The sequence below is a fragment of the Paenibacillus sp. 32352 genome, assembly GCF_002042965.1.
In the GTDB taxonomy this organism is placed as follows: domain Bacteria; phylum Bacillota; class Bacilli; order Paenibacillales; family NBRC-103111; genus Paenibacillus_S; species Paenibacillus_S vulneris.
The window spans coordinates 129,718-154,650 of the sequence record NZ_MZNT01000006.1; the positions used below are offsets into that span (position 1 = coordinate 129,718).

24 protein-coding genes and 1 riboswitch are annotated in these 24,933 nt (G+C 53.5%); of the genes, 12 read left to right on the plus strand and 12 right to left on the minus strand.

Annotation, left to right across the window (positions count from 1 at the left end):
- Positions 1-2: 2 nt before the first annotated feature.
- Entirely contained in the window at positions 3-1,040 is a 1,038-nt protein-coding gene (locus tag B1728_RS15730) for an LLM class flavin-dependent oxidoreductase (RefSeq protein WP_079911189.1), read from the minus strand.
- A gap of 163 nt (positions 1,041-1,203) precedes the next feature.
- Here B1728_RS15730 and B1728_RS15735 point away from each other — a divergent pair, with 163 nt between their 5' ends.
- Complete coding sequence (locus B1728_RS15735) at positions 1,204-1,761, plus strand: GNAT family N-acetyltransferase (protein WP_079911190.1); 558 nt, start codon at positions 1,204-1,206, stop codon at positions 1,759-1,761.
- A gap of 49 nt (positions 1,762-1,810) precedes the next feature.
- Here the strand turns inward: B1728_RS15735 and B1728_RS15740 are convergent, their stop codons facing one another.
- Together B1728_RS15740 and B1728_RS15745 are read right to left on the minus strand one after the other, a co-directional pair.
- The gene (locus tag B1728_RS15740) at positions 1,811-2,122 is read right to left on the minus strand and encodes a hypothetical protein (protein ID WP_079911191.1); all 312 of its coding nucleotides are present in this window, start codon (positions 2,120-2,122) and stop codon (positions 1,811-1,813) included.
- A 76-nt stretch (positions 2,123-2,198) separates the two neighbouring features.
- On the minus strand, positions 2,199-2,624 hold the full coding sequence (locus B1728_RS15745; protein ID WP_079911192.1) for an Rrf2 family transcriptional regulator: 426 nt from the start codon (positions 2,622-2,624) through the stop codon (positions 2,199-2,201).
- Positions 2,625-2,930: 306 nt separating this feature from the next.
- Here B1728_RS15745 and B1728_RS15750 point away from each other — a divergent pair, with 306 nt between their 5' ends.
- The 4 genes from B1728_RS15750 to B1728_RS15765 all read left to right on the plus strand — a co-directional run bounded on the left by B1728_RS15750 (position 2,931) and on the right by B1728_RS15765 (position 7,759).
- Positions 2,931-3,380: a MarR family transcriptional regulator gene (locus B1728_RS15750; protein WP_144027887.1), complete on the plus strand. Its 450-nt coding sequence runs from the start codon at positions 2,931-2,933 to the stop codon at positions 3,378-3,380.
- Between the two features lie 29 nt (positions 3,381-3,409).
- The gene (locus B1728_RS15755) at positions 3,410-5,176 is read left to right on the plus strand and encodes an ABC transporter ATP-binding protein (RefSeq protein WP_256865373.1); all 1,767 of its coding nucleotides are present in this window, start codon (positions 3,410-3,412) and stop codon (positions 5,174-5,176) included.
- Positions 5,169-7,037 (plus strand): ABC transporter ATP-binding protein, encoded by a 1,869-nt coding sequence (locus B1728_RS15760; protein WP_079911193.1) that lies wholly within the window; start codon positions 5,169-5,171, stop codon positions 7,035-7,037. Before B1728_RS15755 ends, B1728_RS15760 begins: the two co-directional genes overlap by 8 nt.
- 248 nt (positions 7,038-7,285) lie before the next feature.
- Positions 7,286-7,759 carry a hypothetical protein gene (locus B1728_RS15765; protein WP_144027888.1) on the plus strand — a complete coding sequence of 158 codons (474 nt, stop codon included), beginning with the start codon at positions 7,286-7,288 and terminating at the stop codon, positions 7,757-7,759.
- Positions 7,760-7,975: 216 nt separating this feature from the next.
- On the opposite strand, the gene B1728_RS15770 is transcribed toward B1728_RS15765, so the two are convergent.
- Entirely contained in the window at positions 7,976-9,418 is a 1,443-nt protein-coding gene (locus B1728_RS15770; protein WP_079911195.1) for an NAD(P)/FAD-dependent oxidoreductase, read from the minus strand.
- A gap of 173 nt (positions 9,419-9,591) precedes the next feature.
- A riboswitch (purine riboswitch) is annotated at positions 9,592-9,691 on the minus strand.
- Positions 9,692-10,009: 318 nt separating this feature from the next.
- Here B1728_RS15770 and B1728_RS15775 point away from each other — a divergent pair.
- Genes B1728_RS15775 through B1728_RS15785 form a run of 3 tightly spaced genes read left to right on the plus strand, consistent with a single transcriptional unit; the run spans position 10,010 to position 11,243 of the window.
- Positions 10,010-10,204, plus strand: coding sequence for a DUF6199 family natural product biosynthesis protein (locus tag B1728_RS15775; protein WP_079911196.1), 195 nt, complete (start codon positions 10,010-10,012; stop codon positions 10,202-10,204).
- Between the two features lie 27 nt (positions 10,205-10,231).
- Positions 10,232-10,681: an aminoacyl-tRNA deacylase gene (locus B1728_RS15780; RefSeq protein WP_079911197.1), complete on the plus strand. Its 450-nt coding sequence runs from the start codon at positions 10,232-10,234 to the stop codon at positions 10,679-10,681.
- A gap of 37 nt (positions 10,682-10,718) precedes the next feature.
- On the plus strand, positions 10,719-11,243 hold the full coding sequence (locus B1728_RS15785; protein WP_256865386.1) for a GNAT family N-acetyltransferase: 525 nt from the start codon (positions 10,719-10,721) through the stop codon (positions 11,241-11,243).
- 102 nt (positions 11,244-11,345) lie between these two features.
- Here the strand turns inward: B1728_RS15785 and B1728_RS36305 are convergent, their stop codons facing one another.
- The 6 genes from B1728_RS36305 to B1728_RS15810 all read right to left on the minus strand — a co-directional run bounded on the left by B1728_RS36305 (position 11,346) and on the right by B1728_RS15810 (position 16,357).
- Positions 11,346-11,498, minus strand: a complete 153-nt coding sequence (locus B1728_RS36305) for a hypothetical protein (protein WP_179136029.1) — start codon at positions 11,496-11,498, stop codon at positions 11,346-11,348.
- 5 nt (positions 11,499-11,503) lie between these two features.
- The gene (locus tag B1728_RS15790; protein WP_179136039.1) at positions 11,504-11,800 is read right to left on the minus strand and encodes a ferredoxin family protein; all 297 of its coding nucleotides are present in this window, start codon (positions 11,798-11,800) and stop codon (positions 11,504-11,506) included.
- Positions 11,800-13,095: an FAD-dependent oxidoreductase gene (locus tag B1728_RS15795; RefSeq protein WP_079911200.1), complete on the minus strand. Its 1,296-nt coding sequence runs from the start codon at positions 13,093-13,095 to the stop codon at positions 11,800-11,802. The genes B1728_RS15790 and B1728_RS15795 overlap by 1 nt, the downstream gene beginning before the upstream one ends.
- Positions 13,079-14,113 (minus strand): electron transfer flavoprotein subunit alpha/FixB family protein, encoded by a 1,035-nt coding sequence (locus B1728_RS15800; protein ID WP_079911201.1) that lies wholly within the window; start codon positions 14,111-14,113, stop codon positions 13,079-13,081. Before B1728_RS15800 ends, B1728_RS15795 begins: the two co-directional genes overlap by 17 nt.
- Positions 14,110-14,940, minus strand: coding sequence for an electron transfer flavoprotein subunit beta/FixA family protein (locus tag B1728_RS15805; protein WP_079911202.1), 831 nt, complete (start codon positions 14,938-14,940; stop codon positions 14,110-14,112). The genes B1728_RS15800 and B1728_RS15805 overlap by 4 nt, the downstream gene beginning before the upstream one ends.
- Positions 14,941-15,094: 154 nt before the next feature.
- Positions 15,095-16,357: a Glu/Leu/Phe/Val family dehydrogenase gene (locus tag B1728_RS15810; protein ID WP_079911203.1), complete on the minus strand. Its 1,263-nt coding sequence runs from the start codon at positions 16,355-16,357 to the stop codon at positions 15,095-15,097.
- 221 nt (positions 16,358-16,578) lie between these two features.
- Between B1728_RS15810 and B1728_RS15815 the strand changes: the two genes are divergently transcribed.
- Together B1728_RS15815 and B1728_RS15820 are read left to right on the plus strand one after the other, a co-directional pair.
- Positions 16,579-19,215 carry a sensor histidine kinase gene (locus B1728_RS15815; RefSeq protein ID WP_144027889.1) on the plus strand — a complete coding sequence of 879 codons (2,637 nt, stop codon included), beginning with the start codon at positions 16,579-16,581 and terminating at the stop codon, positions 19,213-19,215.
- Positions 19,202-19,906, plus strand: a complete 705-nt coding sequence (locus B1728_RS15820; protein ID WP_079911466.1) for a response regulator transcription factor — start codon at positions 19,202-19,204, stop codon at positions 19,904-19,906. Before B1728_RS15815 ends, B1728_RS15820 begins: the two co-directional genes overlap by 14 nt.
- 58 nt (positions 19,907-19,964) lie before the next feature.
- On the opposite strand, the gene B1728_RS15825 is transcribed toward B1728_RS15820, so the two are convergent.
- Complete coding sequence (locus B1728_RS15825) at positions 19,965-20,870, minus strand: LysR family transcriptional regulator (RefSeq protein WP_079911468.1); 906 nt, start codon at positions 20,868-20,870, stop codon at positions 19,965-19,967.
- A 110-nt stretch (positions 20,871-20,980) separates the two neighbouring features.
- Here B1728_RS15825 and aroA point away from each other — a divergent pair, with 110 nt between their 5' ends.
- Both aroA and B1728_RS15835 read left to right on the plus strand, forming a co-directional pair.
- On the plus strand, positions 20,981-22,336 hold the full coding sequence (gene aroA, locus B1728_RS15830; RefSeq protein ID WP_079911205.1) for a 3-phosphoshikimate 1-carboxyvinyltransferase: 1,356 nt from the start codon (positions 20,981-20,983) through the stop codon (positions 22,334-22,336).
- Between the two features lie 230 nt (positions 22,337-22,566).
- Positions 22,567-23,430 carry a stalk domain-containing protein gene (locus B1728_RS15835; RefSeq protein WP_079911206.1) on the plus strand — a complete coding sequence of 288 codons (864 nt, stop codon included), beginning with the start codon at positions 22,567-22,569 and terminating at the stop codon, positions 23,428-23,430.
- 294 nt (positions 23,431-23,724) lie between these two features.
- On the opposite strand, the gene B1728_RS15840 is transcribed toward B1728_RS15835, so the two are convergent.
- Positions 23,725-24,915, minus strand: a complete 1,191-nt coding sequence (locus B1728_RS15840) for a YncE family protein (RefSeq protein WP_079911207.1) — start codon at positions 24,913-24,915, stop codon at positions 23,725-23,727.
- Positions 24,916-24,933 lie beyond the last annotated feature (18 nt).

Consider the following 24,933-nt stretch of genomic DNA (forward strand, 5'->3'; position numbering starts at 1 on the left):
ACTCAAAGGTCGAAAGCATCCGCAAGCAGCCGGTAGGACCGCAGCTTGGCTTCAAAGTCGTATGTGATCGTCACCAGCATAAGCTCCTCCGTCCGGTACTGCTCTGCCAGGCGTAACAGCCTTGCCTTGACCTGCTCCGGTGTCCCTACGATCATCCGTTTCCGGTTATCTTCGATCCAGTTTCGATCATAGGGCGTATACGGATAACGCTTCGCTTTTTCGATGGAAGGCGTGCCTGTTACAGAACTGCGCCCTTTTTCAAACAGCAGCAGCCTCAAATCCAGGCTGGAGGCTATCTCATTAGCCGCCTCCTCCGTCTCCGCGCAAATGACGAAAACTGCGAGCAGCGACTTCGGCTTGTCTCCAAGCACGGACGGTTGAAACCTCCGCTGATATCCCCGCATCTCGTCGTCTCCGCCAAAGCCGTTAATAAACTGTGCGAACGCAAACCCCGCACCGAATTGTGCGGCCAACCGGGCGCTCTCACCGCTAGAGCCGAGCAGCCACAGCTCCGGAGCCGTGTCCACGATCGGGGTGGCACGCAATCCCGCATAAGCGTGATCATCCGGAAGCGAATCATGCAAATAATCGATCAAATCCTCGATTTGCTTCGGGTACAGATCCAGCGCGGACGTCTTGCCTTCCTGCAGCGCCCTGGTGGACAGCGGCATTCCTCCCGGCGCCCGTCCTATCCCGAGATCGATTCTCCCGGGGTACAGCGCCTCCAATAACCGGAAATTCTCCGCTACTTTAAATGCGCTGTAATGCGGCAGCATAACGCCTCCCGAGCCAATACGTATGCTGGAGGTCCGGGCTGCCAAATGGCTGATAAGCACCTCAGGGCTCGAGCCGGCCAGGCTCATCGTAAAATGGTGCTCCGCTACCCAAAACCGGGAATATCCCAGCTGCTCGGTCTCCTGAGCCAGCCTTGCCGTCAGGGCCAATGCCTCTGACGCACTGCTGCCTTCCGCAATGGGAGACTGGTCCAACACGCTTAACCTCACAGCAATTCCCTCCTTCCTGTTCGTTATTCGGAGCATACCCGAATATGGGCATTCCTTTGCAATCCACGTGAAGCTTCGCCTTCATTTCCGATTTTTTCTTTTATAGTATACAATAAAAGCAGCTTTTGAATGGTGGAATCATCATTCTATTCCGATGGGAGCTTGCTACAACAACTTCATTATTACCGGAGGCATGAATATGATTAGACTCGCTCAACCGGCGGATGCTCCTGCAGCCGCAGCTTTAATCTACCAAGCGATTAAGGATATTGGCTTTCAATTGACGGGAGCCGACACAGAACAAGAGGTGCTGGAGCGGTTAACGCGATTTTTCCAGACCGAGGGGAACCGGTTCAGCTACCCTAACCTTCTCGTTAAAGAACTAGACGGTGTAGTGGCCGGCATGATTTTGTGCTACCACGGCTCAGATGCCGAAACGATAGATCGACCGATCCTGGAGCAGCTTCGTTCGTTAAAGAACGACCCGAACCTGTCACTGGATAAGGAGGCCGATGAGGATGAATATTACATCGATGCTCTGGCCGTATTCCCCGAATGGGGAGGCCGAGGCATCGGTACCGAGCTGATCCGCGCGGCAGAAGAGCACGGGCGGCAGCTCGGCTACGACAAAATTGCCCTGAACGTCGAGCAATATAACGAAAAGGCCTGTGCTTTATATAAAAAGCTGGGGTATGAAGCGGACAAAAACACGGTGATTAACGGGCACACTTATTTTCATATGGTCAAACGGCTCTAAGGTTTCCCAGCAGGCGCAGCTGATTCCGGAAACAATCGAACCCGTTTCTTCATCTCGAGGGAACGGGTTTCTTGCGCGGAAGATGGAGCATCACGGCACTTAACAGAAGGCATGCCGGTACGGCTGCAATGAACCAGAACTCCATGCTGATTACAAACAATAGCAGAGGTGCAGCCAGAAGGAACGAAATATACAGCAAAAGCGGTACCCTGGCCAAAGCGCCAATGAACCCAACTATGACAGACGGAACCAGAAAAGGAGTCAGGAATCCGCTCCCTTCTTTCTCCAATGACAGTACGCTGATGACAGCACAAATAACCGCAACAGCAAAACATAACAGACTGTATGGACGAAGCCTCATCCCACGACCTCCTGATCGTTCTGTTTGTACACTGCACTGCGTACGCAATAATTTCATACGCCGCCCTCTCACAGCTTTAAGACTCTTCTATCATCTGAGACACGATATGCTTCAGTGTGACTTTGCTTAATTCATCTTCCATCGCCTTTTGCGCCTGCAGGAACGTCGATTCCAATGCACCTTGAATATTTCGGCCTACCGCACATTGCGGGTTCGGGTTCTCATGTACGGAGAACAGCTCCTCCTTATGATCGGCTTGAACGGCGCGGTACACCTCCAGCAGGGTAATTTGCTCCATCGGCCGCGCCAGAACGGCTCCCGCCACCCCAGGATTCGTGATGACGAGTCCTGCTTTATTCAGCATGCTCATGATTCGCCTTATAACTACTGGATTCGTGTTGACGCTGCTGGCTATAAAGTCGGAGGTGTTCCGGCCTTCCTTGTTGACTTCAAGAAGCGATAATATGTGGATGGCAACAGCAAAACGGCTGCTTATCGTCATGCGACTCCCCTCTTCCTTGATCGCAGCTCAACCGAGCTTCGACTCTTTTGCTATTATGTATTTTAACATAGGTTTCATTTTTCTTTAACCTGTAATTGATACAGTTACATGGTTGGACCGCCTTTTCTATAGTTTGGCTTTTCCCGCATGGTTTCTTACGCATGGTTTTCTTACGCATGGAAATCTGCCAAAGCACCCGGTTCCCTTCCTCCCGCTTTAAGCATATTTTCAGTTGACTGGCTTCTTCCACTGTTTTACAATTTAGATTAGTCGCCTAAATAATTTAACAAGGAGGATACGACTGACTTGCATCCCCATCCGTCCGAATCTCTCACCCATTTGATGTCCCATGTGATGAGGCTTCACCGCCACACCTTGCATTTGCTGCTGCAGGAGCAGGGAATTGAAGTTTATCCGGGACAGCCTCCCCTTCTATTCCGGCTATCGGAAGAGGACGGACAGAGCCAGAAGGAGCTGGCCAAGAAGCTGCGCATCCAGCCTGCAACCCTGACCGTGATGCTGACCCGCATGGAGAAGACCGGACTTGTAAAGCGCAGGCCGGATGAACGGGACCAGCGGATCTCGAGGGTGTATTTGACCGAGCAAGGACGGCAAGCGATCCAAGCGGTGAAGGATACGATGCAGTCCCTAGAGGTCAGCTCATTCGAGGACTTCACGACCGAAGAGAAGCTGCTGCTTCGCCGCTTTCTGCTGCATCTGCAGGATAACCTGAAAAAATTAGAGAAAAACGTTTAGTCGACAAAATAATAGCGAGGTGCAACTTTGTGTGGAAATTGTTTCGGTATTTAAAGCCTTACTGGAAATCCGCCTTGCTGGCTCCCCTCTTGATGCTCGTTGAGGTATACATGGATTTGCTTCAGCCGAAGCTTATGGCCAGCATCGTGAACGAAGGGGTGCTGCAAAGGGATTTGCTGCACATTCAAAAGGTTGGCGCCATGATGATCGGCTTTTCCCTTATCGGTCTGATTGGCGGACTGGGGTGTACCGTCTTCTCCAGCCTGGCCTCCCAGAATTTCGGGGCCGATGTGCGCAAGGACCTGTTTCAAAAAGTGCAATCGTTTTCTTTTCGCAATCTGGACCAGTTTAAGGCCGGATCGCTCGTCACTCGCCTGACGAATGATGTGGTTCAAATGCAAAACCTGGTGCAAATGACGCTGCGCATTTTGGTCAGAGCCCCTTTCCTTGCTATCGGCAGCCTGATTATGGCGGTTACGATCAGCTCCCGGCTGGCCATCATTTTGGCGGTCGTCATTCCGATTCTATTCCTGGTATTGTATCTGCTGATCCGCTTCGCCTTTCCTCTGTTCTCCATTGTGCAGAGCAAGCTGGACTCGGTGAACAACGTTCTTCAGGAAAATCTGGCAGGCATCCGGGTTGTCAAGGCATTCGTACGTTCCGACTACGAGAACAAGCGGTTCCGCAAGGCCAATAACGACTACACCGAGATTGCCATGAAGGCCACGCGGATCGTCGCCTTGAATATGCCGGTCATGACCTTGATCTTGAATGCCAGCATTGTAGCGGTCCTGTGGTACGGAGGCAATCTGACCTGGGAAGGGTCCCTTCCTGTCGGTGATTTGATTGCTTTTGTTAACTATGTGACGCAAGTGCTGTTCTCCCTCTTGATGGTAGGCATGATGCTGATGTTCGTCTCGCGCGCCAAAGCATCTGCCGACCGCATTAATGAAGTGATGGAGGTGCAATCCGAAATTACGGATGACGGTCACACCGTAAACCGTGCGGTTAGAGCGGGCGAGGTTACGTTCGAGCACGTATCGTTCGCTTATAGCACCGATGCGTCCGTTCCCAAGGACTCCCTCTCCGAGCAGAAGGAATTAGTGCTGAAGGACATTCATTTTACAGCTAGTCCGGGTCAGACGGTCGCGATTCTGGGTGCGACAGGCTCCGGTAAATCCACGCTCGTGAGCCTGATTCCCAGGCTGTATGATACTACGAAAGGGACCGTGCTGATCGACGGTATCGATGTGCGGCAAATGTCGCTTGATCAGCTTCGCCATCAGGTCGGTATGGTGCTTCAGCAGGCCATCCTGTTTACCGGAACCATTCGTGACAACATTCGCTTCGGCAAGCCGGATGCTTCACAGGAAGAGGTGGAAGCGGCAGCCAAGGCGGCCCAGGCTCATGATTTCATTATGAGCATGCCGGAAGGCTATGATACCGAGCTTGGCCAGAGAGGCGTCAATCTGTCCGGGGGACAAAAGCAGCGGATCTCCATCGCCCGCGCGCTGCTCGTCCGGCCTTCCATCCTCATTCTGGACGACAGCACGAGTGCCGTCGATCTGGGGACCGAGTCCCGCATCCAGGCGGCCATCAAAGAGCTGATGCGCGAGAGCACCTGCTTCCTCATCGCTCAGAGGATCTCCTCTGTCCTTGATGCGGATAAAATACTGGTGCTGGAGGAAGGACGCATCGTCGCAGAAGGTACTCATCAAGAATTAATCCGGACCAGTCCGGAATATCAGGACATCTATAACTCCCAAATCGGAAAGGGGGCCGTCGCACATGGCTGAGCTGAACCGCAGCGACCGGGAGCGTAATGGCGGAGCAACGAGACCGATGGGTCATCCTATGGGCATGGGAGGCCCTATGGGAGGCGGCCCTGGCGCTAGAGGCATGATGGCCAAGGTGCGCCCCAAAAACACGAAAGCCACTCTGAAAAGATTGTGGCAGTACTTAAGCCGTCAACGCGCCGGACTGATTTCCGTATTTATTCTGACCGCGCTAAGCTCCGGCTTGGCCCTGATAGGTCCTTATTTAATCGGCGTGTCCATCGACGAATATATTATTCCGCGCAATTACAGCGGCCTGATAGGACTATGCACCGCTCTGTTAGGCGTGTACGTATTCAGCGCCGTCATGTCCTGGATTCAGGCTTATGTCATGACAGGCGTATCGCAGCGGACGGTGCGGGAGCTCCGCGAGGATATGTTCGGCCGCATACAGAAGCTGCCGCTACAGTTCTTCGACAGCAAGACGCACGGCGAGCTGATGAGCCGGACAACAAACGATATCGAGAACGTATCCAATACGTTAAACCAGAGTGTGACGCAGCTCATCTCCAGCGTAATCACCGTGGTCGGCGCCTTGATCTTTATGCTGAAGCTGAATGTTTGGCTTACGCTGCTCAGCCTGATTACGATCCCGCTGGTGATGATCATAACCGGGAAAATCTCCGGCTATACCCGCAACTATTTCTCCGGTCAGCAGAAGCATCTCGGGGAAATCAACGGCTTCATCGAGGAGACGATCTCCGGACAGAAGGTCGTCAAGGCTTTCCGCCGTGAAGAGAAGGCGATCCAGGATTTTAACGTGATCAACGGGAAGCTTCGCAGCGCAGGCTCCAAAGCGCAAATCTTCAGCGGTATGATCGGCCCTATTATGAACGTACTGAATAATATGAGCTTCGCCCTATTAGCCGCAGTCGGCGGCTGGATGGCGTTGAACGATATGACGACGATAGGGATCATCGTCAGCTTCCTGAACTATTCCAAGCAGTTCGGCAGACCGATTAACGAGCTTGCCAATCAATTCAATATGATTCAATCCGGCGTTGCCGGTGCGGAACGCGTATTTGAAATTATGGATACGAAGACCGAGTATGAGGAGCAGGCAGGCCATAGAGAGCTTCGCCAAGTAAAGGGCGAGGTCATTCTCGATCGTGTATCCTTCCGCTACAAGGAAGACGTGCCTATCCTCAAGCACGTATCGCTGACCGCCAAGCCAGGAGATACCGTAGCTTTGGTAGGCCCGACGGGTGCGGGGAAAACAACCATTATTAATCTCTTGACCCGCTTCTATGATATTCAGGAGGGTACGATCACCATCGACGGCGAAGCGATCCACCATCTTGATAAAGACCAGCTTCGCCAACAGCTCGGCATCGTGCTGCAGGACGCCTACCTGTTCTCCGACACGATACGGGAGAACATCCGCTACGGCAGGCTGGACGCAACCGACGAGGAGATTGAAGCGGCAGCCAAGCTGGCTAACGCCGATGCCTTCATACGAAAGCTGCCGCAAAGCTACGATACCATCCTGTCGGCTGAGGGCAGCAATCTGAGTCAAGGCCAGCGGCAGCTGATTACGATTGCGAGAGCCATTCTGGCCGATCCCGCGATTCTGATTCTCGATGAAGCGACCAGCAGCGTCGATACCCGTACCGAGATGCATATTCAAGAAGCGATGAATTCGCTGATGAAAGGGCGGACCAGCTTCGTCATCGCGCATCGGCTGAGCACCATTCGGGAGGCGGATCAAATTCTCGTCATCAACGGAGGGGAAATTATCGAACGGGGTACCCACCAGGAGCTGTTGGATCAGAAAGGCTTCTATCACGACCTGTATAACAGCCAGTTCAAACGGGTGGGTTAAAGCTTAACCTGCCCCGAGAGCGGAAGCGAAAGTCGAAGATAATGGCCTTTGATTCCGTTTTCACAAGCCTAGCCCAGCCCAAATCGGCTTCAAAACCGTTTAGCCCTATTTTACATTCAGGGTGCTTCATCGTAGAATACGGTTCAACAACCTCATAGGAAGCCCGCGAGTAGAGTTCTCTATTCGGGGCTTCTTTTCATAGAGCGACCGCCGCTGATACAACGATCTGAACTAAAAAGGAGTGTATTTTGTCTATGCCCCATCCCGTCGATACCGAACTGGATTTGAACCATTCCAGGATCAGGGAGTCCTCTATCCGATCCATCGAACTGTTCCAGCTTGACCGGCTGGCATACCAGACGATCCAGGGAGCAGCTGCTGCACAAGATCGTACCGCCTGCCTATTGAAAATCTCCAGCTCCGGGGTCAACGGTTGGGGACTCTGCGCGCTGCCCGTCGGAGAGCCGCAATTTGATTTTATTAAATGGGCATCCGTATTCGGAAAATTAAAGGGTGCTCCTGTAGCCGACGCCATTCATTTCGTTCATGAGCACCATTCGGATTGGGGGCTGGAACGATATACGGCAGGCAAAGCATCGCTGATGGACCTGGCCTCACAATGCCAGGGCGGCCGCCTCTTCTCCCGTCAAAGTGAAGTATGTAACGGACTCGAACGCTCTTATCTGATCGATCATTCCGACCGTTATTTCTCCTTTCTATGAAAGCCCGTAGCACCCTGACACAGGCGGCAAAAAAATAGAGACGCTGTTAAGACATCAGGCAGGATCCCGATGTCTTATTCGGCATAGGAGAATCAAACCTCCCACCAGATACAACGGTTTAATCCTACTCGGGGCATGGACCTAGCCTCTCTTTACCTTCCCCAACCAGCAAAAAGAGCCGGATTCCCAGGCACCCTGGACTCCGACTCTCAATTCTTATTTGCTTCCTGTCCGTTCCACAATCGAACGGGCAATCCATACACCGGCCGCACCCGCTTGAGCGAGGCCCCTTGTTACCCCCGCCCCGTCACCGCCGCAGTACAGGCCGGCAATTTCACTCTCCAAATGCATGCTCAGCTTCGGCCGGGCCGAATAAAACTTAGCCTCCACGCCATAAAACAACGTATGCTCCGAGGCAATTCCCGGCGTCACTTTATCTAATGCTTCTACCATCTCGATCAAGCTCTTCATTGTGTTGTAAGGCAGCACCAGCCCCAAATCTCCGGGAACCGCCTCCTTGAGCGTCGGCTCAAGGAAGCCTTCCTTGATACGCCCTTCGGTAGACCGCCGTCCGCGAATAATATCCCCATACTTCTGGACGATAACGCCGCCATTCGACAAATCGTTAGCCCGTTTGCATATTTCTCTAGCGTATTCGTTAGGCTTATCGAACGGCTCCGTGAACCGGTGCGAAACAAGCAGCGCAAAGTTCGTATTGGTGGAGCCAAGCGCCGGGTCTTTGTAAGCATGACCGTTAGCCGCCATAACACCGCTGTGATTCTCAACCACGACATGGCCGGAAGGATTGCTGCAGAACGTACGAACGCGCGTTCCGACCGAAGTGTTATAAATAAATTTGCCTTCATACAAATGCTCGTTTATTTCGCGCATGACGACATCGGACGTCTCTACGCGGACACCGACATCGACTTGGTTGTTGAACATGGGAATCCGGCGTTTTTTCAAAATATCCGTCAGCCAGGCCGATCCGTCACGGCCCGGGGCGATGATGACATAATCGGCTTCGATCTCCTCGCCGTTCTTCAGGACGACGCCGGCGGCCCGGTGGCTGCCGTTTTCTTTTACGGTCAATATATCGGCTGCTTCCGTCTTATACAGCATATCGATATGCTGCTTCAGGTATTGATTGATCGATTGGAGAATTTCCAGGTTTTTCTCTGTGCCCAGATGGCGCACCTGCGCGCGCAGCAGCTTCAAGCCCGCCGCGTAGCCGCGCTGCTCAATTGAACGGACGACCTCCGTCATGGGATCGGTAATCGTTTCCGGGGCCCCGTGCTTCAGGTTAATCCGGTCGACGTATTGGATCAAATCCAGCACCTGCGACGGCGCCAAATAGTCCGTGAGCCAGCCGCCGAACTCCGTCGTGATGTTAAATTTGCCGTCACTGTAGGCTCCCGCGCCGCCAAACCCGGCTGTAATGGAACAGGCAGGCAGACAGCCTGCAAACTCCTTTTTCCCCGCAGCCGGCGGGCACAGCTTGATCTTCTCCTCCAGGATCGGACAGCGGCGGCTGTCGATATCATGGCCTTTATCAATTAACAGCACCTTCAAGTGCGGCGCTTTCAACAGCAATTCATATGCGGCAAAAATCCCTGCCGGTCCGGCTCCAACAATAATGACGTCGTAACGCTTGCTCATGTTCTTGTCCCTCCACAGTTAAGAAAGTTTATGCCAGCCTTTATCGGGCATACCCGTTCCCCAGCACAAGAAAAGCAGACTGTTCGGCTGCTCCATGCATTTGGAAAACTCCGCCATCCTTTTGGAATCAGTTTGCTCCACTGCGCATAAAAAAATCCCAACCCCGAATGGATGCGGAAAGCCCGCCCACTCGTAGTCAGGAATTATCGGTTCCTTGTAGAGACCTTCAGCCCATATCGCCGAAGATATACGAACAGTGATTAATGTAAGCCCTATTTCATTGCCACTACGAATGGTAAAGCAAATCACTACCGTTGTCAAGGACTATTCAACCCTTCATTCGTATTTTTTGCAAAAATCGGTCCTCCGATCCAATCAAAGTTCGGTTTATGGGTGAAAAGACGAACATTTGTCAATCCTATCCGCATATAATGGCAAACCTGTACAATCCCTCTTTTTCCAATAAAAAGGAAACCGGCTTCTTTTCACGAATACATTAATTCATACCACCTATAACATGAGATGCACCTGCTGAACGCAATCGCATCCGTCTCTACACTATGGTTATCCCTGACGAAAGGAGACAACTGAATGGTACTTTCAGTGCTGCTTATTCTGCTGGGCGTTTTCATGATCTGCAAGCCTTCTATCATCTGGACCCTAACCGAAAGCTGGAAATCGAATGATGCGACAGAACCATCGAAGGTGTATATCGTATCGACCCGTTTCGGAGGAGCCATGCTCTCTCTTGCAGGTATTGCGGGAATCGTTGCATTAAACCTATAAAATAAAGAATTGACAGGAGCGGCCCTTATGGAGAAACTATCCCGCATTTTAACGGAGCAGCAAGCGGATTTTGAAATCATTCACCATCCCGAGCCTATACGATCCGCTCAAGACGGAGCCGATTATTTCGGTATCGAGCTTGGTCAGACGGCGCCGACCCTGATCCTGCAATCGGGGACAACCCTATACGCTTTGATCCTGTCCGGGGATTACGGAAAAGTGGACTTCGAGGAAATCAAGGCTGTTGTCCCAGGCGGGGAGGAGCTTAAGCTGGCCAAGCCCAAAGAGGTACTGGAAAGGACCGGATATGCGGTGGGAAGCGTTCCCTTAATAGGGCACGGCTTGCCGACTATTATCGATAGAGGCATCCAGCGTTATCCATATGTTTACGGGGGAACAGGGATAGCGACCGCCACTTTAAAAATAGCCCCCAAAGACATAGAAAGCTTGAACCATGTCACCGCTTATGTTCGCTGAAGCCATTATAATTTTGAGGTGCATCTGTTTGGTGCGTATGCGAAAGGCCATTCCGTCCGATCTCGATTATTTGGTCCGCATCGACTTAAAGGACGAAGTCAGCTTCTTTAACACGAGTTCTCTGTCCGCAGAAGAAATGAGGCTGCATCAGGAGAAAATATCCAAATTCGTGTCCAGCTCCGATCGCGGCGCATGGATCCTGGATGATGAGGCTGCCGGGAAACAAGCAGCTGCCATCATGTATTCCGTTGCTAACCGGGATCAAGAGTACCCTTGGAAGACTATCTATCATGAGCTGGACCGGGGCTTATTTCAGGAGGACGGACGATTCATTGAAATTTTCAACCTTTGGGTGGAGCCTGAATACAGACGACAGGGATTGGCAACCCGGCTAAAGTGCAAGCTTGAGGAGGAAGCACGCAGCAGGGGGATTAACCTTATCTATACTCATACCCAGTATGAACATGTGATCGAGCTCAACCGGAAGCTAGGCTACAGAGAAGTACGGCGCGGGCCGATCTGGGACGATGTCATTCGTGTAAGCCTGATCAAAACTTTTTAAGTACCCTTCGGCCGCTCAGGTTGGCACATTATAAAAGTAAAAGGGCCACCTGGCAGCGACAGCTGCTCCGGCACGGCCCTTTGATCGCCCTCACGGTAAACCTTAATCCCTCACTCTCTCGAGCGCCTCTTCCTTCTCCCAGCTGCTGAAATGATCCTCCCATATGATGTGATATATGCCCTGCTCCGCTTCCACAATAATGCCCCGAGCTCCATCGAGCTTAAACACAACCCGGTCTCCAACCTCAAACAGCATAAGGATCACCCCAGTCTAAAGACGATTCCGTGACCACCTTTCGGGTATTCCCATTTGATATTCTGGTGGGGACAGCCGATACGGCAGCTGCCGCACTCATGACAGCCCTCATAGCCGACATGCATCCGGATCTCCTCCCATTTGTACACCTCTGCCGGGCAGAAGATCGTGCATATTTTATCCGGGCACTTCGTCAAACAGGTATCCGCATCCAAGACGGTAAGATGAGACTTCGTATCCGCGTTAAAGCGCAGAAGATACTGCTTTTCTTCGATGGACTGGCCTTTCGCCTGATCGCTCATTACTTGATCACCTTCCATGCCCGGTACATATCCCGCGCTATTTTCAGCTTTTGCTTGACGGTGCCGATGTCACGCCATATTTTCTTTTGCTTCTCCCGCTTCGAGGTACCGTCCACCGTGAACATTTGGCTGGCCGCACGGTTCATCATCGGGATGTATTCCTCGAAATATTGCGGGAATTTATCAAAATGATGCGTAGAATCCTTGTATTTCTTCAAATCCTCTCCGACGAAGCTTTCCATCAGCCGCTGCCGGTAATGATCGAGCATCTCTTCGGAGAAATTGCCCGCTTGCTTCGCCATCACTATCGTCTCTGCCGCCAAGCGTCCCGATGTCATCGCCATATTCGAGCCTTCGCGGTGAATCGCATTCACGAGCTGTGCGGCGTCCCCGACGACAAGGACCCCGTTACCGACCACCTTCGGCATCGAGTAGTAGCCTCCCTCCGGGATAAGATGGGCCAAATATTCCTGCGGCTCCCCTCCTTGCAAATACGGTCGTATCATCGGATGCTGCTTGACATATTCGAGCAGCTCATATGGTTTTATTTTATGCTTGATGAGCCCGGACAGTAGTGTGCCGACGCCTATGCTTAGCGTATCTTTATTCGTGTACAGGAAGCCGGTGCCCAGAATCCCCTTCGTCGCGTCGCCGAACAGCTCGATCGTGCAGCCCTGGCCTTCCTCCAGGTTGAAGCGGTCTTCGATGACTTTGCGGTCCAGCTTGATGATCTCCATGGTCGCCAACGCCACTTCATCAGGCCTGAACTCCTTGTGAAATCCTAGCGACTTGGCCAGCAGCGAGTTGACACCATCGGCCAGTACGACCACATCAGCGTAAATATCTCCATCCGGTCGGTCCGTGCGGACCCCTATGACCCGCCCATCCTCTACGATACATTCCAGCGCTACCGTCTCGTTAATCAGCAGAGCACCCTGATCGACGGCTTTTTGAGCGAACCATTGGTCGAACTTGGCGCGCAGTACAGTAAAATTGTTGTAGGGCTCCCGCCCCCATTCCATCCCTTTATAGCCAAAGGTGACGGCGGATTCCTTGTCGAGCATCATGAACCGCTGCTCTACGATGGGCCGTTCGAGCGGCGCTTCTTTATAAAATCCCGGGATGACATCCTCCATCATTTTGCGGTACAGGACGCCGCCCATGACGTTCTTGGAGCCGGGATATTCGCCCCGCTCCAACAGCAGCACGTTAACCCCCGCTTTGGCAAGCTCATAGGCACAGGCGATTCCCGCAGGCCCGGCCCCGACGACGATACAATCAAACTTTTCGGACATAGCCGTCCTCCTTTCTGCCCGGTGCCTTGGTGAACTGCTCGATCAACAACGGTACGATCTCGAAGGCATCGCCAACGATTCCATAGTGGCAGGACTGGAATATCGGAGCGGACGGATCCTTGTTGATCGCTATGATGAGGCCGGAATTCTGCATCCCGACAATATGCTGAATCGCTCCCGAGATCCCGATAGCAACATAAATTTTGGGCGTGACGGTAACCCCCGTCTGCCCCACCTGATGGTGATGCTCGATCCAGCCCGCCTCGACGACATCCCGGCTGGCACCGACGGCTGCGCCTAAGGCATCGGCAAGCTGATGAACGAGCTGGAAGCCGCTCGGGCTGCCGAGCCCTTTGCCCCCGGCCACGATAATATCCGCTTCATCAATGCGCACCTTGTGAGTCGTCTCGCGGACAATCTCCAGCACCTTGGTCCTTACGTCCTCTTCCTTAAGAGCGATCGTTTCCTCGATCAGCTTGCCGGTGCGGCCAACCTCCCTGGGGAGCGCTTTCATGACTTTCGGGCGGACAGTGGCCATCTGCGGACGGTACTTTTTGCAAAGAATCGTCGCCATAATGTTGCCTCCGAACGCCGGCCGGCTGGCGAGCAACAAGCCCGTATCCTCCTCTACATCGAGAATGGTCGTATCGGCCGTAAGCCCGGTCGGCAGGTCGGTCGCAACCGCACTTGCCAGGTCCTTCCCCGTGGAAGTCGCCCCGTACAGGATGATTTCCGGCTTATATTTTTGCGTGCAATCGAGTAATGCCCGCATAAAGGTCTCGGTCCGGTAATGCTTGAAAACAGGAGCATCATATACATACATCGTGTCTGCCCCGTACTCAAAGGCCGTTGCGGCAAGCGATTTCACCTGATCCCCGATCAAAACTCCCGCAAGCTCTGTTCCGCGTTTATCGGCCAATCGTCTTCCTGCACCCAGCAGCTCCAGCGATACCGGAGCTATAACCCCGTCCTTCTCCTCTATAAACACCCAGACGCCACGGTAATCTTCAAAGCTCACGAAGCTCCACCCCCAAGCTGGAACAATTCCTTGCGCTCTAGCAAAATACCGAGCAGCCTCTCGACCTGCTCGTTTGCTGTTCCCTCCAGCAGCTCCCCGCCTTGAGGCTTCTGGGGCGCCCATACGGAGGAAACGATGGTCGGCGACCCCTTCAGCCCCAGTTGGGAGCGGTCTACATCCTCCAAGTCGTTAACCGACCATATGTGAGGCTGGTACCGGGCCGCCTTGATGACGTTGGGAAGAGGGGAATACGGGACCTCGTTGATATCCTTTTCTACGGAGAGCAGGCAGGGCAGTGTCGATTGGATCACCTCATAGCCGTCCTCCAGCTTGCGGTGAATGATGATATGGCCTCCATCTTTATTGATTTCCACCACCTTGTTCACCGAGGTCAGAGGCGGGATGTCCAGCCTGCGGGCAATACCTGGCCCTACCTGTCCGGTGTCCCCGTCAATCGTCATCTTGCCGCAGATGACCAGATCGATCGGCTCGGTCTTCCCGATTTTCTCCAATGCTTTGGTGAGCGAGTAGCTGGTTGCCAGCGTGTCCGCTCCGGCGAACGCGCGGTCGGTAATCAGATACCCCTCGTCCGCTCCTATTTCTATGCAGCGTTTGATGGCCTTCACCGCCGGGGGAGGGCCCATCGTCAATACGGAAACCTTGCCTCCATACCTTCTCTTCAGGCGGACCGCCTCTTCTACCGCGTGCGCATCATACGGGTTCAAAATCGCCGGTGCACTGGCCCGATCCATCGTGTTCGTCTTCGGGTTCATCTTGATGATCTTCGTATCCGGTACCTGTTTGATACAAGCGACAATGTGAAGCATGTTCGCAGCACCTCTTTACTCATGATCCGTGATGGTCTGAATACTTTAGTATATAAGGCAGCTGCGGATAACATGCCTAGACTGGCTCCCGGGACGGAAAAAGGCACCCCTGGTACGGGATGCCTTGAAATAATATATAATAAGTGCAGAACGATTATACCCAGCCGCGAGCTTCCATCGCTTTGGAGATACGCTCCAGGGAGATCATGTAAGCTGCAGTACGCAGGTCGGTTTTGTAACGGGTAGCCAAGGATTGTACGGCGCGATAAGCATCGGACATAGCCACTTTCAGCTTGCCGTTTACTTCTTCTTCGCTCCAGTAGTAGTTCATCAGGTTTTGTACCCATTCGAAGTAAGAAACGGTTACACCGCCGGCATTAGCCAGGATGTCAGGAATAACCTTCACGCCTTTTTCGAACAGGATAGCGTCCGCTTCCGGTGTAGTAGGTCCGTTTGCCGCTTCTGCAATGATGCTTGCTTTAATTTGAGATGCATTGTGGGAAGTAATAACGTTCTCCAATGCTGCTGGAACCAGGATATCTACATCCAGCTCAAGCAATTGATTTGCAGGAATGATGTGGGAATCGCCATATTCCAAAATGTTGGAATGGTCTTTCAAGCGCTCCACTTTTGCCAAATCCAAGCCTTCCGGATCGTAAATCGCACCGCGGGAATCGCTGACAGCTACAATGTTGCAGCCAAGCTCAGCCAGCAAGCGGGCAGCGATACGGCCAGCATTACCGAAGCCTTGAATAGCTACCGTAGCGCCTTCTGTCGCTTTACCCATATCGTGCAGAGCGTCTTGAATAGCAAATACGCAGCCGCGGGCCGTAGCTTCGTTTCTGCCTTTGGAGCCGCCGATAATAAGCGGTTTACCTGTAATAACGCCTGGAGAGTTATGACCTCTCAAGCGGCTGTAAGTATCCATCATCCAGCCCATGATTTGCGGAGTGGTGTAAACGTCTGGCGCTGGAATGTCTTTTTCCGGACCAACGATCTCATGAATAGCTTCCATGAAAGCGCGGCTGACACGTTCCAGCTCGCCTTTGCTCATCTCGCGAGGGTCGCAGATGACTCCGCCTTTACCGCCGCCGTACGGCAAGCCGACAACGCCGCACTTGAAGCTCATCCACATGGACAAAGCTTTAACCTCATCCAAAGTAACGTCCGGATGAAAACGGATGCCGCCTTTGGTAGGTCCTACTGCATCGTTATGCTGGGAACGGTAGCCTTCGAATACTTTTACTTTGCCGTTATCCATTTTGACAGGGAAAGTAACAGACAGCACGCGTTTCGGCTGTTTCAAAATCTCTACGACTTCTTCAGGCAGCTGCAGCAGGGAAGCGGCCTTCTCAATTTGGCGTTGGGCGATCTTAAACGGGTTAAGATTCTCTTCAGTCACAGTTGTCTCAAGCATTGAATGATGTACCTCCTGGATATCGTTTTATAATTCCTTTTTTTCCTAACTAACATAAGTTTATATTTTTTTTGTTAATTTGACAATTGATGCGAGAATATTTCCTTCATTCGTATTTAATTTGTCACTTTAAGTAACACGAGCTCGACGCTTGAAAATACTGCATTTATGCTACAATAAAGGGGTAAAGCGGTACTTGAAAAAAATTTTTGGAGGAACCTGTGAAAAGACTCTCAATGCGGCTTCATCTGACGATTACGTTTGCCATAGTCGCCCTTATTCCCATCCTTGTCCTTGGCACCATCCAGGTCCAGCAAATCAAAAACATTACGAATGATTATAATAAAACGCAAATGCAGACCACCTATCGGCTGGCAGACGCCGTGCAGACCTACACCTACTACCATCGCAATGCCGTAGAGACGGTAGCGGCTACCATCAGCGCGTCCAGCCCGCCGTTTCGGACCCGCGAGAGCATGACGCTGAAGCTGCAATCCGTCAAAACGAATCTGCCCAGCTTCTCAAGGCTGTTCGTTGTGAATCGCAATGGTGCCGTTACTTCGATATACCCCGACCCGGGATCCGGCCAGCAGCCGGCGCTGTTCGGAATCGATGTTAGGAATCGGGATTATTTTAATCAAGTGAAAGCATCCGAGTCAACGACTATCACACCGCTGTTTCGCGGTATCGAAGGTGCGAACAAACCTGCCATAGCCATAGCAGCTCCTGTCTATAACGAGCAAAAGCAGTGGGACGGGCTCATCGTCGGCGTGCTGGATATGCAGGCTGTAGCACAGCTGGTCACCAAATATGACTACGGCACCGATGCCTATCCTGTCGTGCTGGATGCCAGTGGGAAAGCCATTTACCACCCTGACGGGGAACTGACCGATTCCTTGACCGATCTATCCAATGAACCGTCTGTCCAAGAGGCCAGGGCAAAGAAGCAAGGACAGGGAATCTACCGCTCCGGCGTCAACCGCGCAGACGAGCTTGTAAGCTATACGACGATCCCCGATCTGGATTGGACCGTGCTGGTAGCAAGGTCCTACAAGGCCGTGAATGCCGCTTTTACCGATTCGCTCCGAACGACCTTTCTGCTGCTGGTCATCACGCTCTTGCTGACCGTCATTGTAGGCACGCTATTGGCCAAACGGTTGACCCATACCATACATGCCTTGGTAGGCTATACCCGAAGGCTAACCGATGGGGTCTTTCCCGAGCCTGACCGCTCCATCACCTCTCGCGGAGTGCCTTACGAGCTTCATATGCTGGCTGATCATTTCACCCGGATGGCGGGTCAAATCAAGGAGAACCAGCGTGCGCTCATCGAGCTGAACGCCGACCTGGAGCGCCGCGTCGCCGAGCGGACCCAGAGCCTTCTTCGCAAAAACCAGGAGCTGGAGATCGTCAATACGCTCCTTACTCCCGTCCCTGCCCGGAAGAACGCAAACGAGGTCATCGAAGATAGCATGGTTCAACTGCGCAGGCTGATTCATCAAGAAATCCAGCTGAGGCTGTTCCCTCACACGGGCTCTTCCGGCTTGGGGCGGTTTAAGGGCTGGGAGGACGAAACGCAAGCCTCGGCAGATGTCCCCGACGCGGACCGGAGCGTCAGCGTCATCCCGATTCAAACGGGCAGCCTGGCTCTCGGCGAATTGGTCGTACACAGCGATACGGACACCTTAAGCGACAGCGACCGCAAGTTTCTGCATACGCTGTCCGGAACCATCGCCATTCTAGTCCAAAATGACATGCTGCTCGACAGCATACGTCATGAGCACGCGACGTTAAACGCCGTGCTCGAGAGCATGTCGGACGCGATAGTGCTTATTGATACAAACCGGCGGGTCGTCTACTTTAACCGCCGTATGACGGACATGTTCGGACTGAAGCCCACGGAGCTGCTCGAAATGCCAGAAGAGGAATTGTTCCACGTCATGACGGGTTTGCTGCCTGAGCCGGACGAGGATTGGACCTCTTTTACACAGAAGCAACGGCCCCACGCCAAATTCAAGGCGATAGGGACCGGCGGCAAGGAGCGCTTTATCTCGGTTGCCGCCTTTCAGGTGTCCAGCGGGGAGAACAGCTTCGGCCGGGGCTACGTATGGCGCGATATTACGAAGGAGCATGAGGTCGATGCGCTCAAGAACGATCTGATTTCTCTCGCTTCGCACGAATTCAAGACACCTATCACGAGCATTCGGGGCAGCGTCGAAACGCTCCTGCGGCCGGACGCATCCTGGGATGAAGACTTTAAGCAGGAGCTTCTGGAAGGAATCCGCGAGGATATCGGGCGCATTCAGGATCTGATCGACGAGTGGCTTGATATCTCCAAGATCGAGGCCGGGGCACTGCGGGTCCATCTGCAGCCTGTACGCGTCCAGTCCATCGTACAGAGCGCCATTGAGCGGATGCCTCAGCATACCGGAGCCTTGCATGCCGCGTTCGAGCTGGAGCTCGGCGACGATTTGCCGCTGCTTTTTGCCGATAGACTGCGGCTGGAGCAGGTACTCGTCAATCTGTTCACCAATGCGATCCGTTATAATCAGCGCCAGCCGGTCATACGTCTATCCGCGACCACTGATGACAGATTCGTTCACATCCGGGTCCAGGATAACGGCATCGGGATAGAGCCTGAGCATCTGGAGCATATTTTCGACCGATTCTACAGGGTCGACGTATCCTCCAGCCGGCATACGGGGGGAACCGGTCTGGGCCTCGCCATAAGCAAGGGCATCATCGAGGCCCATGGAGGAGCTATTCACGTCGAAAGCACGCCGGGTGCGGGAAGCGTCTTTACCCTTTCCGTACCCAAATACGAATGGAAGAATGGAGATGGGCATGAAGAAGCATAAAATTCTCATCGTGGATGACGAGCCGAAGATAATTCGGTTCATCTCCGCCAATCTGAAATCATTAGGCCATGAGACCGCTGCCTGCGCCAGCGGGCCGGAGGCTCTGAACATGATAGACAGCTTTGACCCGGACCTGCTCCTGCTTGACATCATGATGCCGGGGATGGACGGTTTCGAGGCGCTTGAGCGGCTGCGCAGCTTCTCCAATGTACCTGTCATCATCCTGACAGCGCGCAGCGATTCCAGCGATAAGGTGCGGGGGCTAAACCTAGGTGCGGACGATTACTTGACCAAGCCGTTCTCTCTCGACGAGCTGTTCGCGCGTGTCAATGCGGTGCTTCGAAGGATCGATGGACGCACGGCCCTGCCCGCGACGGCAGGCTCCAGCGAGATTCGTCTTGGTCCCGTGACGCTGAACCTGGCTCAAAGGAGGACCTGGCTTGCCGGAAGCGAAATCAAGTTCACCGAAACCGAATACAACCTGTTCGTTCTGCTGCTTCAAAACGCCGGCAAGGTCATGACCCACGAGCAGCTGCTAAGCGATATCTGGGGAAGCGAATACCGCGACGATGTGGAATATTTGCGCGTCGCGATAGCGCGTATTCGCCAGAAGCTGAAGCAGGCCGACGAGAAGCTCAGCCTGATCGTCACTTACCCGGGGGTAGGCTACATGGCTAAGGCGGGGGAATAAATCATAAGGGCCCGATGCGGATATCACCTGCAGCGGGCCTTTAATGTACAAGGACGACTTACCGGGCAGCGTTCCATGCCGGAAACCCGCTCCGCAGCGTCATAAGAAATTGCGAAGCCGCTAACGACAGAGGCATGTCCTTACGAATGGCTATGCCGACCGAGCGGGAAGGAACGGGCTCGGTCGTCCGGAGCTCGGTCAGGCTGCCCGCCGCCAATTCATCCTGAACGAAGGAACGCGTTACGAAGGCGACACCAAAGCCTCGGCGGGCAAACTCTACCAGCAAATCAATGCTGCCGAGCTCAATATCCGCTTCAACAGCAACCCCCTGGCCGGCAAACCACTGCTCAACGAACCGGCGCGTGCTGCTTCCCTGCGACAGAAGCAGAAGCGGCAGTGTTCCGAGCTTCTCCGCCGTCAACGGCTGCTCCCCCAGCTCCTTGTAGGCTTTGCCGGCTACGAAGCAGTCCTGAATGACGGAGAGCGCCGTCACTTCTAGCATCGGGTCGACGATCGGCATATGAACAATGCCGAAATCGATGTGCCCTTCTTTGAGTCTGTGCACAATATCCGGCGTTTTGCCGTGTGAGAGCCGAATGTGTATATCCGGGTAATCCGCGTGGAACGAATCCAGATGCGGAAGCAGCATATGCTTAAGCAGCGAATCGCTCGCGCCGACGCGAAGCTCCCCTCCGGTGAGCCGCTTGAGATTGTTTATTTTGGCCTCTCCGGCATCCAAGAGAGAAAAGGAGGGTTCCACATATTCCAGCAGCGCCTGGCCCTCTACCGTCAATTTTACGCCCTTGGACTGCCGATGAAACAGCTTGACCCCTAAGGTCTCCTCCATCTGCTTGATCGCATAGCTGACGGACGGCTGTGTGATGTACAGCTCCTGCGCCGCTTTGGTCAGGTTCCCCGCCTTCGCCGTATGATAAAAAATGCGGTACCATTCCAGATTGATCATGATATAAGTCCTCTCTATGTCATTATAAAGAAATTGAAATTTCATCTATTTCATTTCCCCTATTATAATCAGATTACATCAAGCATTCAATGTAGAGGGGATGTTGAAATATGGAACATACGATCGGTCAGCCGCACGGGCGGGAGTCTCGCTCTCCTTGGTCCCGCTGCAAGGGGAAGCAAGAGGTTCGCATCGTTCCGCCTCAATCGGCGATAACGGCGAATATTACCATCCCGGGAAGCAAGAGCCTGACCAACCGCGCACTTATTATTGCGGCGCTGGCGGAAGGAAGCTCCCGTCTTGAAGGGATTCTGAAAAGCGATGATTCGTACTGGTGCATCGAAAGCTTGCGTCAGCTTGGGGTTCACATCGAGGTTGAGGAAGAGACGGCCGTCATTCATGGCACGGGCGGAGACTGGCCGAACCGCGAAGGCGAGCTGTACTTCGGGGCGGCAGGTACCATCGCGCGCTTCTTGCCCGGTGCGCTGGCGGCAGGCCGCGGTACGTGGAAGCTGCAGGGCAATCCGCGGCTGAGCGAAAGACCGCTCGCCCCGCTGCTGGATGCGTTGTCCGCGCTCGGCGCCGATATCCGCTATGAAGCGGAGCAGGGAAGGCTGCCGCTAACCCTTCATGCGAACGGTCTTCGGGGGAGCGGCGTCAGCATAGCCGGCAATGTCTCGAGCCAGTTCATCAGCGGGCTGCTTCTGGCGGCGCCCTATGCCCGCGAGCCGTTGACCGTGCAAATCGAGGGCACCGTCGTACAGCGTGACTATGTCGAAATGACGCTCGATATGATGAGGGCCTTCGGCATCGAAGCAGAGCCGTCGGCGGACGGCCAATCCGTCCTCGTCCAGCCCGGCAAGTATCAAGCCCAGTCCCTGGCTCTGGAGCCGGATGTCTCTACGTGCTGCTACTTCTGGTCGTTAGCGGCACAGACGAACGGACGCGTCCGCATCGAGGGCATTTCCGACCGGACCCGCCAGCCGGATATAGAGATCCTGGACGTGCTTGAACGGATGGGCTGCACCGTTGTCCGCGGAGACGGGTTCATCGAAGTGGCCGGGACCCCCCGGCTTAAGGGAGGGTTCACGGCCAGCATGAAGCGGTGGTCCGACCAGACCTTGACGATCGCCGCGCTGGCTCCTTTCGCCGATGCCCCTATTACGCTCACAGACGCAGCTCATATCCGGCATCACGAATGCGACCGGATTGCCGCTATCTGCACCGAGCTCGGCAAGCTCGGCATCCGGGTGGAGGAGCACCCGGACGGCTTGACGGTGTACCCGGGCAAGCCGCAGCCTACCCTGCTTGATACGTACGACGATCATCGCGTCGCTATGGCTCTGTCGCTGATCGCCGTCAAAGCGGACGGCATCCGAATTGCCGATCCGGGCTGCGTATCCAAAACCTGCCCGGATTATTGGGACCGGCTGAGCGCTTTGGGTGTGGAGGTTACCCTCTCCTAAAGGGCCCTAGAAGCCTTGCAGCTCATCCTGTGGGTTTATACAAAGGGAGACCGTGCTTTTAGCCGGTCCCCTTTTTTTGATATTATGCGGATCTCCAACAAGGCATCTGAATCAGCTTCGAGGATAAAGCCTCATTTTTATTTTATAAAAAACCTGTAATATATGTAACTTTATCCCATTTGCCTTCGTCCACATTATGGAAACCCATATAGAACAGGAGCTGTTAAGCAATGAAAAAACTAATCGCCGGTCTAACTGCCGGAATGCTGATCGGATCAGCAGCAACTGCTTTCGCGTCGTCGGAAGATATCGGAAAACAGGTCCAGGCGGTATTCGCCAAATTCGTGTTCAAGGTGAATGGCGCGGAAAAACCGCTGGAGACGACTCCTCTCGTATACGAAGGAACCGCCTATTTGCCGGTTAGAGAAGTGGCCAAGCTAACAGGCTATGAACTTGTCTATCAAGAAGAGACACGCACCATAGAACTCACGGCCCCTGTCAGCACGCCTGTCACTCCGCCTGCTCCTCCTGCGGCGAAGCCGGAGCCCGAGAAGAAAAGCACACCGGACACTGCACAAACGCACCCGGTCTATTTAAGCGATTTATTGAACACCTTCGCCAACAAAGGTATCAAAAACAGAGGAGGCGGCTCGGGGGATACGGCGAGCTTCGAAATCGATGGGAAGGTATACACGTTGAAGACGATGGGCAGCGATTCGAACGGCCTTATTCTGGACGTCACTCCTTTGCTTGAGGCAAAAATTATAACGCTGGCTGATATAAAAATCGTGAATTCCTCATCGGTGAAGAGCACCCAGGAGAACAAACAAGAGCCGGAGAAGAGCAGCAATAGCGAGACAAAAACAACGAATGGCGTCACTCGCGTGTATTTGTTCGACCTGCTGGATGTGCTTAGCAAGAAGGGAATTAAAAGCAGCAGCGGGGGATCGGGAAATAACGCCTATTTTGAAATTAATGGAAAAAGCTATGTGATGAAAATCGTCGAAATCGACTCTAAAGGCCGCATTCTGGACGTTACGCCTTTGATCGATGCGAATATCATTTCCATTACCGATGTGCCGGTTGTCAAATAACCTTCGGCATCCCCTCGTTTAGCCTCATCACAAAGGAAAAAGGAGCTCTCTGCAGCTCCTGAGTCTGTCGAGAAACCTATAGAGCTTGAACTATTTCCAATATAGTCCAGTGGGATATGCCCCTCCGGCCGCTGTTGAAACCCGTGAAATGTCATTATATTTAGCGGTATTTTCACGGGCTTCAAAGGCGGACGTAAACTCCTCCAGGGCATACCCCACCTCCGCTATAGCATATTTCGCGCAAAACAGGGTTTATCGACAGCCTGAGGAGCCCTCTGCAGCTCCTTTTTCCGGTCAATTTTGCGATTCCTTTACAACGGCAATATCCAGCGGATAATCCGGCAGAACCAGCTCCCTCGAAGTCCCATCGGACAAGTCTACCACCGTAAGCCCGTCCCAGCCGGTGCCGGTAAGGGTAACTCCTCCCGTCAAATAAGCCAGACGTCCGTCCGGACTGCTCGCCACCATCTGGTGGGGACGGTCCAAAGGAAGGATCCGTTCCTCCATCGTCCCTATGTCCAGCAAGGTCAAGTTCGGCTTTCCGGTCGCGCTTCCGGCGGCCCCGTTCCCCACAATAAGCATCTTCCTGCCGTCCGGCGTCAGGCTTACTCCCTCCTGATGCGTATTCCCGGTCAAAGGCTTCGTCTCCGACGTTCCCGCAGCCGGGTCCAGAACGACGAGGCCTCTTCCTTGGTAAGGAAGCAGCAGCCGTCCATCCTCCCTTACGATAGCGTAGTGCGGCTTTTCGAAGCCCCCTCCTCCCGTGCCGAAAGGCGCTGCTTTCACCTGCCGCGCCGTAAGTTTTTGCGGATTCACTATCGTAACGGTGTAGGAATCATGGTCGATGCTGTACACTTCACTTCCGTCATGGCTCACAGCCACATCGAACGGTCTGATCCCTACCGGAACGCTTCCGGTCATCGCAAGCTTCTCCGTATCCATGATTTCCAGCCGGCTGGGCTGGCCCGGCAAGTAGACACCGACATACACATAACGGCCATCCGAAGATACGGCGATGCCCATTCCGCCGGGACGATATTCCCCGAATTTTATTTCCTTAATATGGGACTCATATGGAACCAAAGCCAAGCGTTTGTGCAGCTTGGTATCCATAACCGCAACCCCCTCCGCCGTCGACACATAAGCACGACGGCGCGTCTCATCCAAGGCGATCCCGAATGGAAACGCACCGGCCGTGACCTTGTCTGTTATTCCTTTCTCCCCATCCGTAAAGGAGATGTAGTCGCTTTTGGAATGCGTGATCATCAGGGTGTACCGCAGCTCGGGCTCCACCTTCTCCGGCGCCTTTACTGCAGGATCCGCAGGCATCGGGGATGGTTCCGCTGCGGGAGCGGACGTCCCTTCCATTCCCCGCTGCGGGGAACATCCCATGATCGCAAGCATGACCCCGATAACCGCAATGACGGTCATGATTCTTTTTTTCATCCGATGATTAAGCACAAGCTTCACCTCTTCTTTTTTCATCCTGCACAACCTATTCTC

What these genes read in the sequence shown, in the direction of transcription:
- B1728_RS15730 (WP_079911189.1), bottom strand. Translation starts at nt 1,040, where the DNA reads ATGCTCCGAATAACGAACAGGAAGGAGGGAATTGCTGTGAGGTTAAGC.
- B1728_RS15735 (WP_079911190.1), top strand. Translation starts at nt 1,204, where the DNA reads ATGATTAGACTCGCTCAACCGGCGGATGCTCCTGCAGCCGCAGCTTTA.
- B1728_RS15740 (WP_079911191.1), bottom strand. Translation starts at nt 2,122, where the DNA reads ATGAGGCTTCGTCCATACAGTCTGTTATGTTTTGCTGTTGCGGTTATT.
- B1728_RS15745 (WP_079911192.1), bottom strand. Translation starts at nt 2,624, where the DNA reads ATGACGATAAGCAGCCGTTTTGCTGTTGCCATCCACATATTATCGCTT.
- B1728_RS15760 (WP_079911193.1), top strand. Translation starts at nt 5,169, where the DNA reads ATGGCTGAGCTGAACCGCAGCGACCGGGAGCGTAATGGCGGAGCAACG.
- B1728_RS15770 (WP_079911195.1), bottom strand. Translation starts at nt 9,418, where the DNA reads ATGAGCAAGCGTTACGACGTCATTATTGTTGGAGCCGGACCGGCAGGG.
- B1728_RS15775 (WP_079911196.1), top strand. Translation starts at nt 10,010, where the DNA reads ATGGTACTTTCAGTGCTGCTTATTCTGCTGGGCGTTTTCATGATCTGC.
- B1728_RS15780 (WP_079911197.1), top strand. Translation starts at nt 10,232, where the DNA reads ATGGAGAAACTATCCCGCATTTTAACGGAGCAGCAAGCGGATTTTGAA.
- B1728_RS15785 (WP_256865386.1), top strand. Translation starts at nt 10,719, where the DNA reads ATGCGAAAGGCCATTCCGTCCGATCTCGATTATTTGGTCCGCATCGAC.
- B1728_RS36305 (WP_179136029.1), bottom strand. Translation starts at nt 11,498, where the DNA reads ATGCTGTTTGAGGTTGGAGACCGGGTTGTGTTTAAGCTCGATGGAGCT.
- B1728_RS15790 (WP_179136039.1), bottom strand. Translation starts at nt 11,800, where the DNA reads ATGAGCGATCAGGCGAAAGGCCAGTCCATCGAAGAAAAGCAGTATCTT.
- B1728_RS15795 (WP_079911200.1), bottom strand. Translation starts at nt 13,095, where the DNA reads ATGTCCGAAAAGTTTGATTGTATCGTCGTCGGGGCCGGGCCTGCGGGA.
- B1728_RS15805 (WP_079911202.1), bottom strand. Translation starts at nt 14,940, where the DNA reads ATGCTTCACATTGTCGCTTGTATCAAACAGGTACCGGATACGAAGATC.
- B1728_RS15810 (WP_079911203.1), bottom strand. Translation starts at nt 16,357, where the DNA reads ATGCTTGAGACAACTGTGACTGAAGAGAATCTTAACCCGTTTAAGATC.
- B1728_RS15820 (WP_079911466.1), top strand. Translation starts at nt 19,202, where the DNA reads ATGAAGAAGCATAAAATTCTCATCGTGGATGACGAGCCGAAGATAATT.
- B1728_RS15825 (WP_079911468.1), bottom strand. Translation starts at nt 20,870, where the DNA reads ATGATCAATCTGGAATGGTACCGCATTTTTTATCATACGGCGAAGGCG.
- aroA (WP_079911205.1), top strand. Translation starts at nt 20,981, where the DNA reads ATGGAACATACGATCGGTCAGCCGCACGGGCGGGAGTCTCGCTCTCCT.
- B1728_RS15835 (WP_079911206.1), top strand. Translation starts at nt 22,567, where the DNA reads ATGAAAAAACTAATCGCCGGTCTAACTGCCGGAATGCTGATCGGATCA.
- B1728_RS15840 (WP_079911207.1), bottom strand. Translation starts at nt 24,915, where the DNA reads ATGAAAAAAGAAGAGGTGAAGCTTGTGCTTAATCATCGGATGAAAAAA.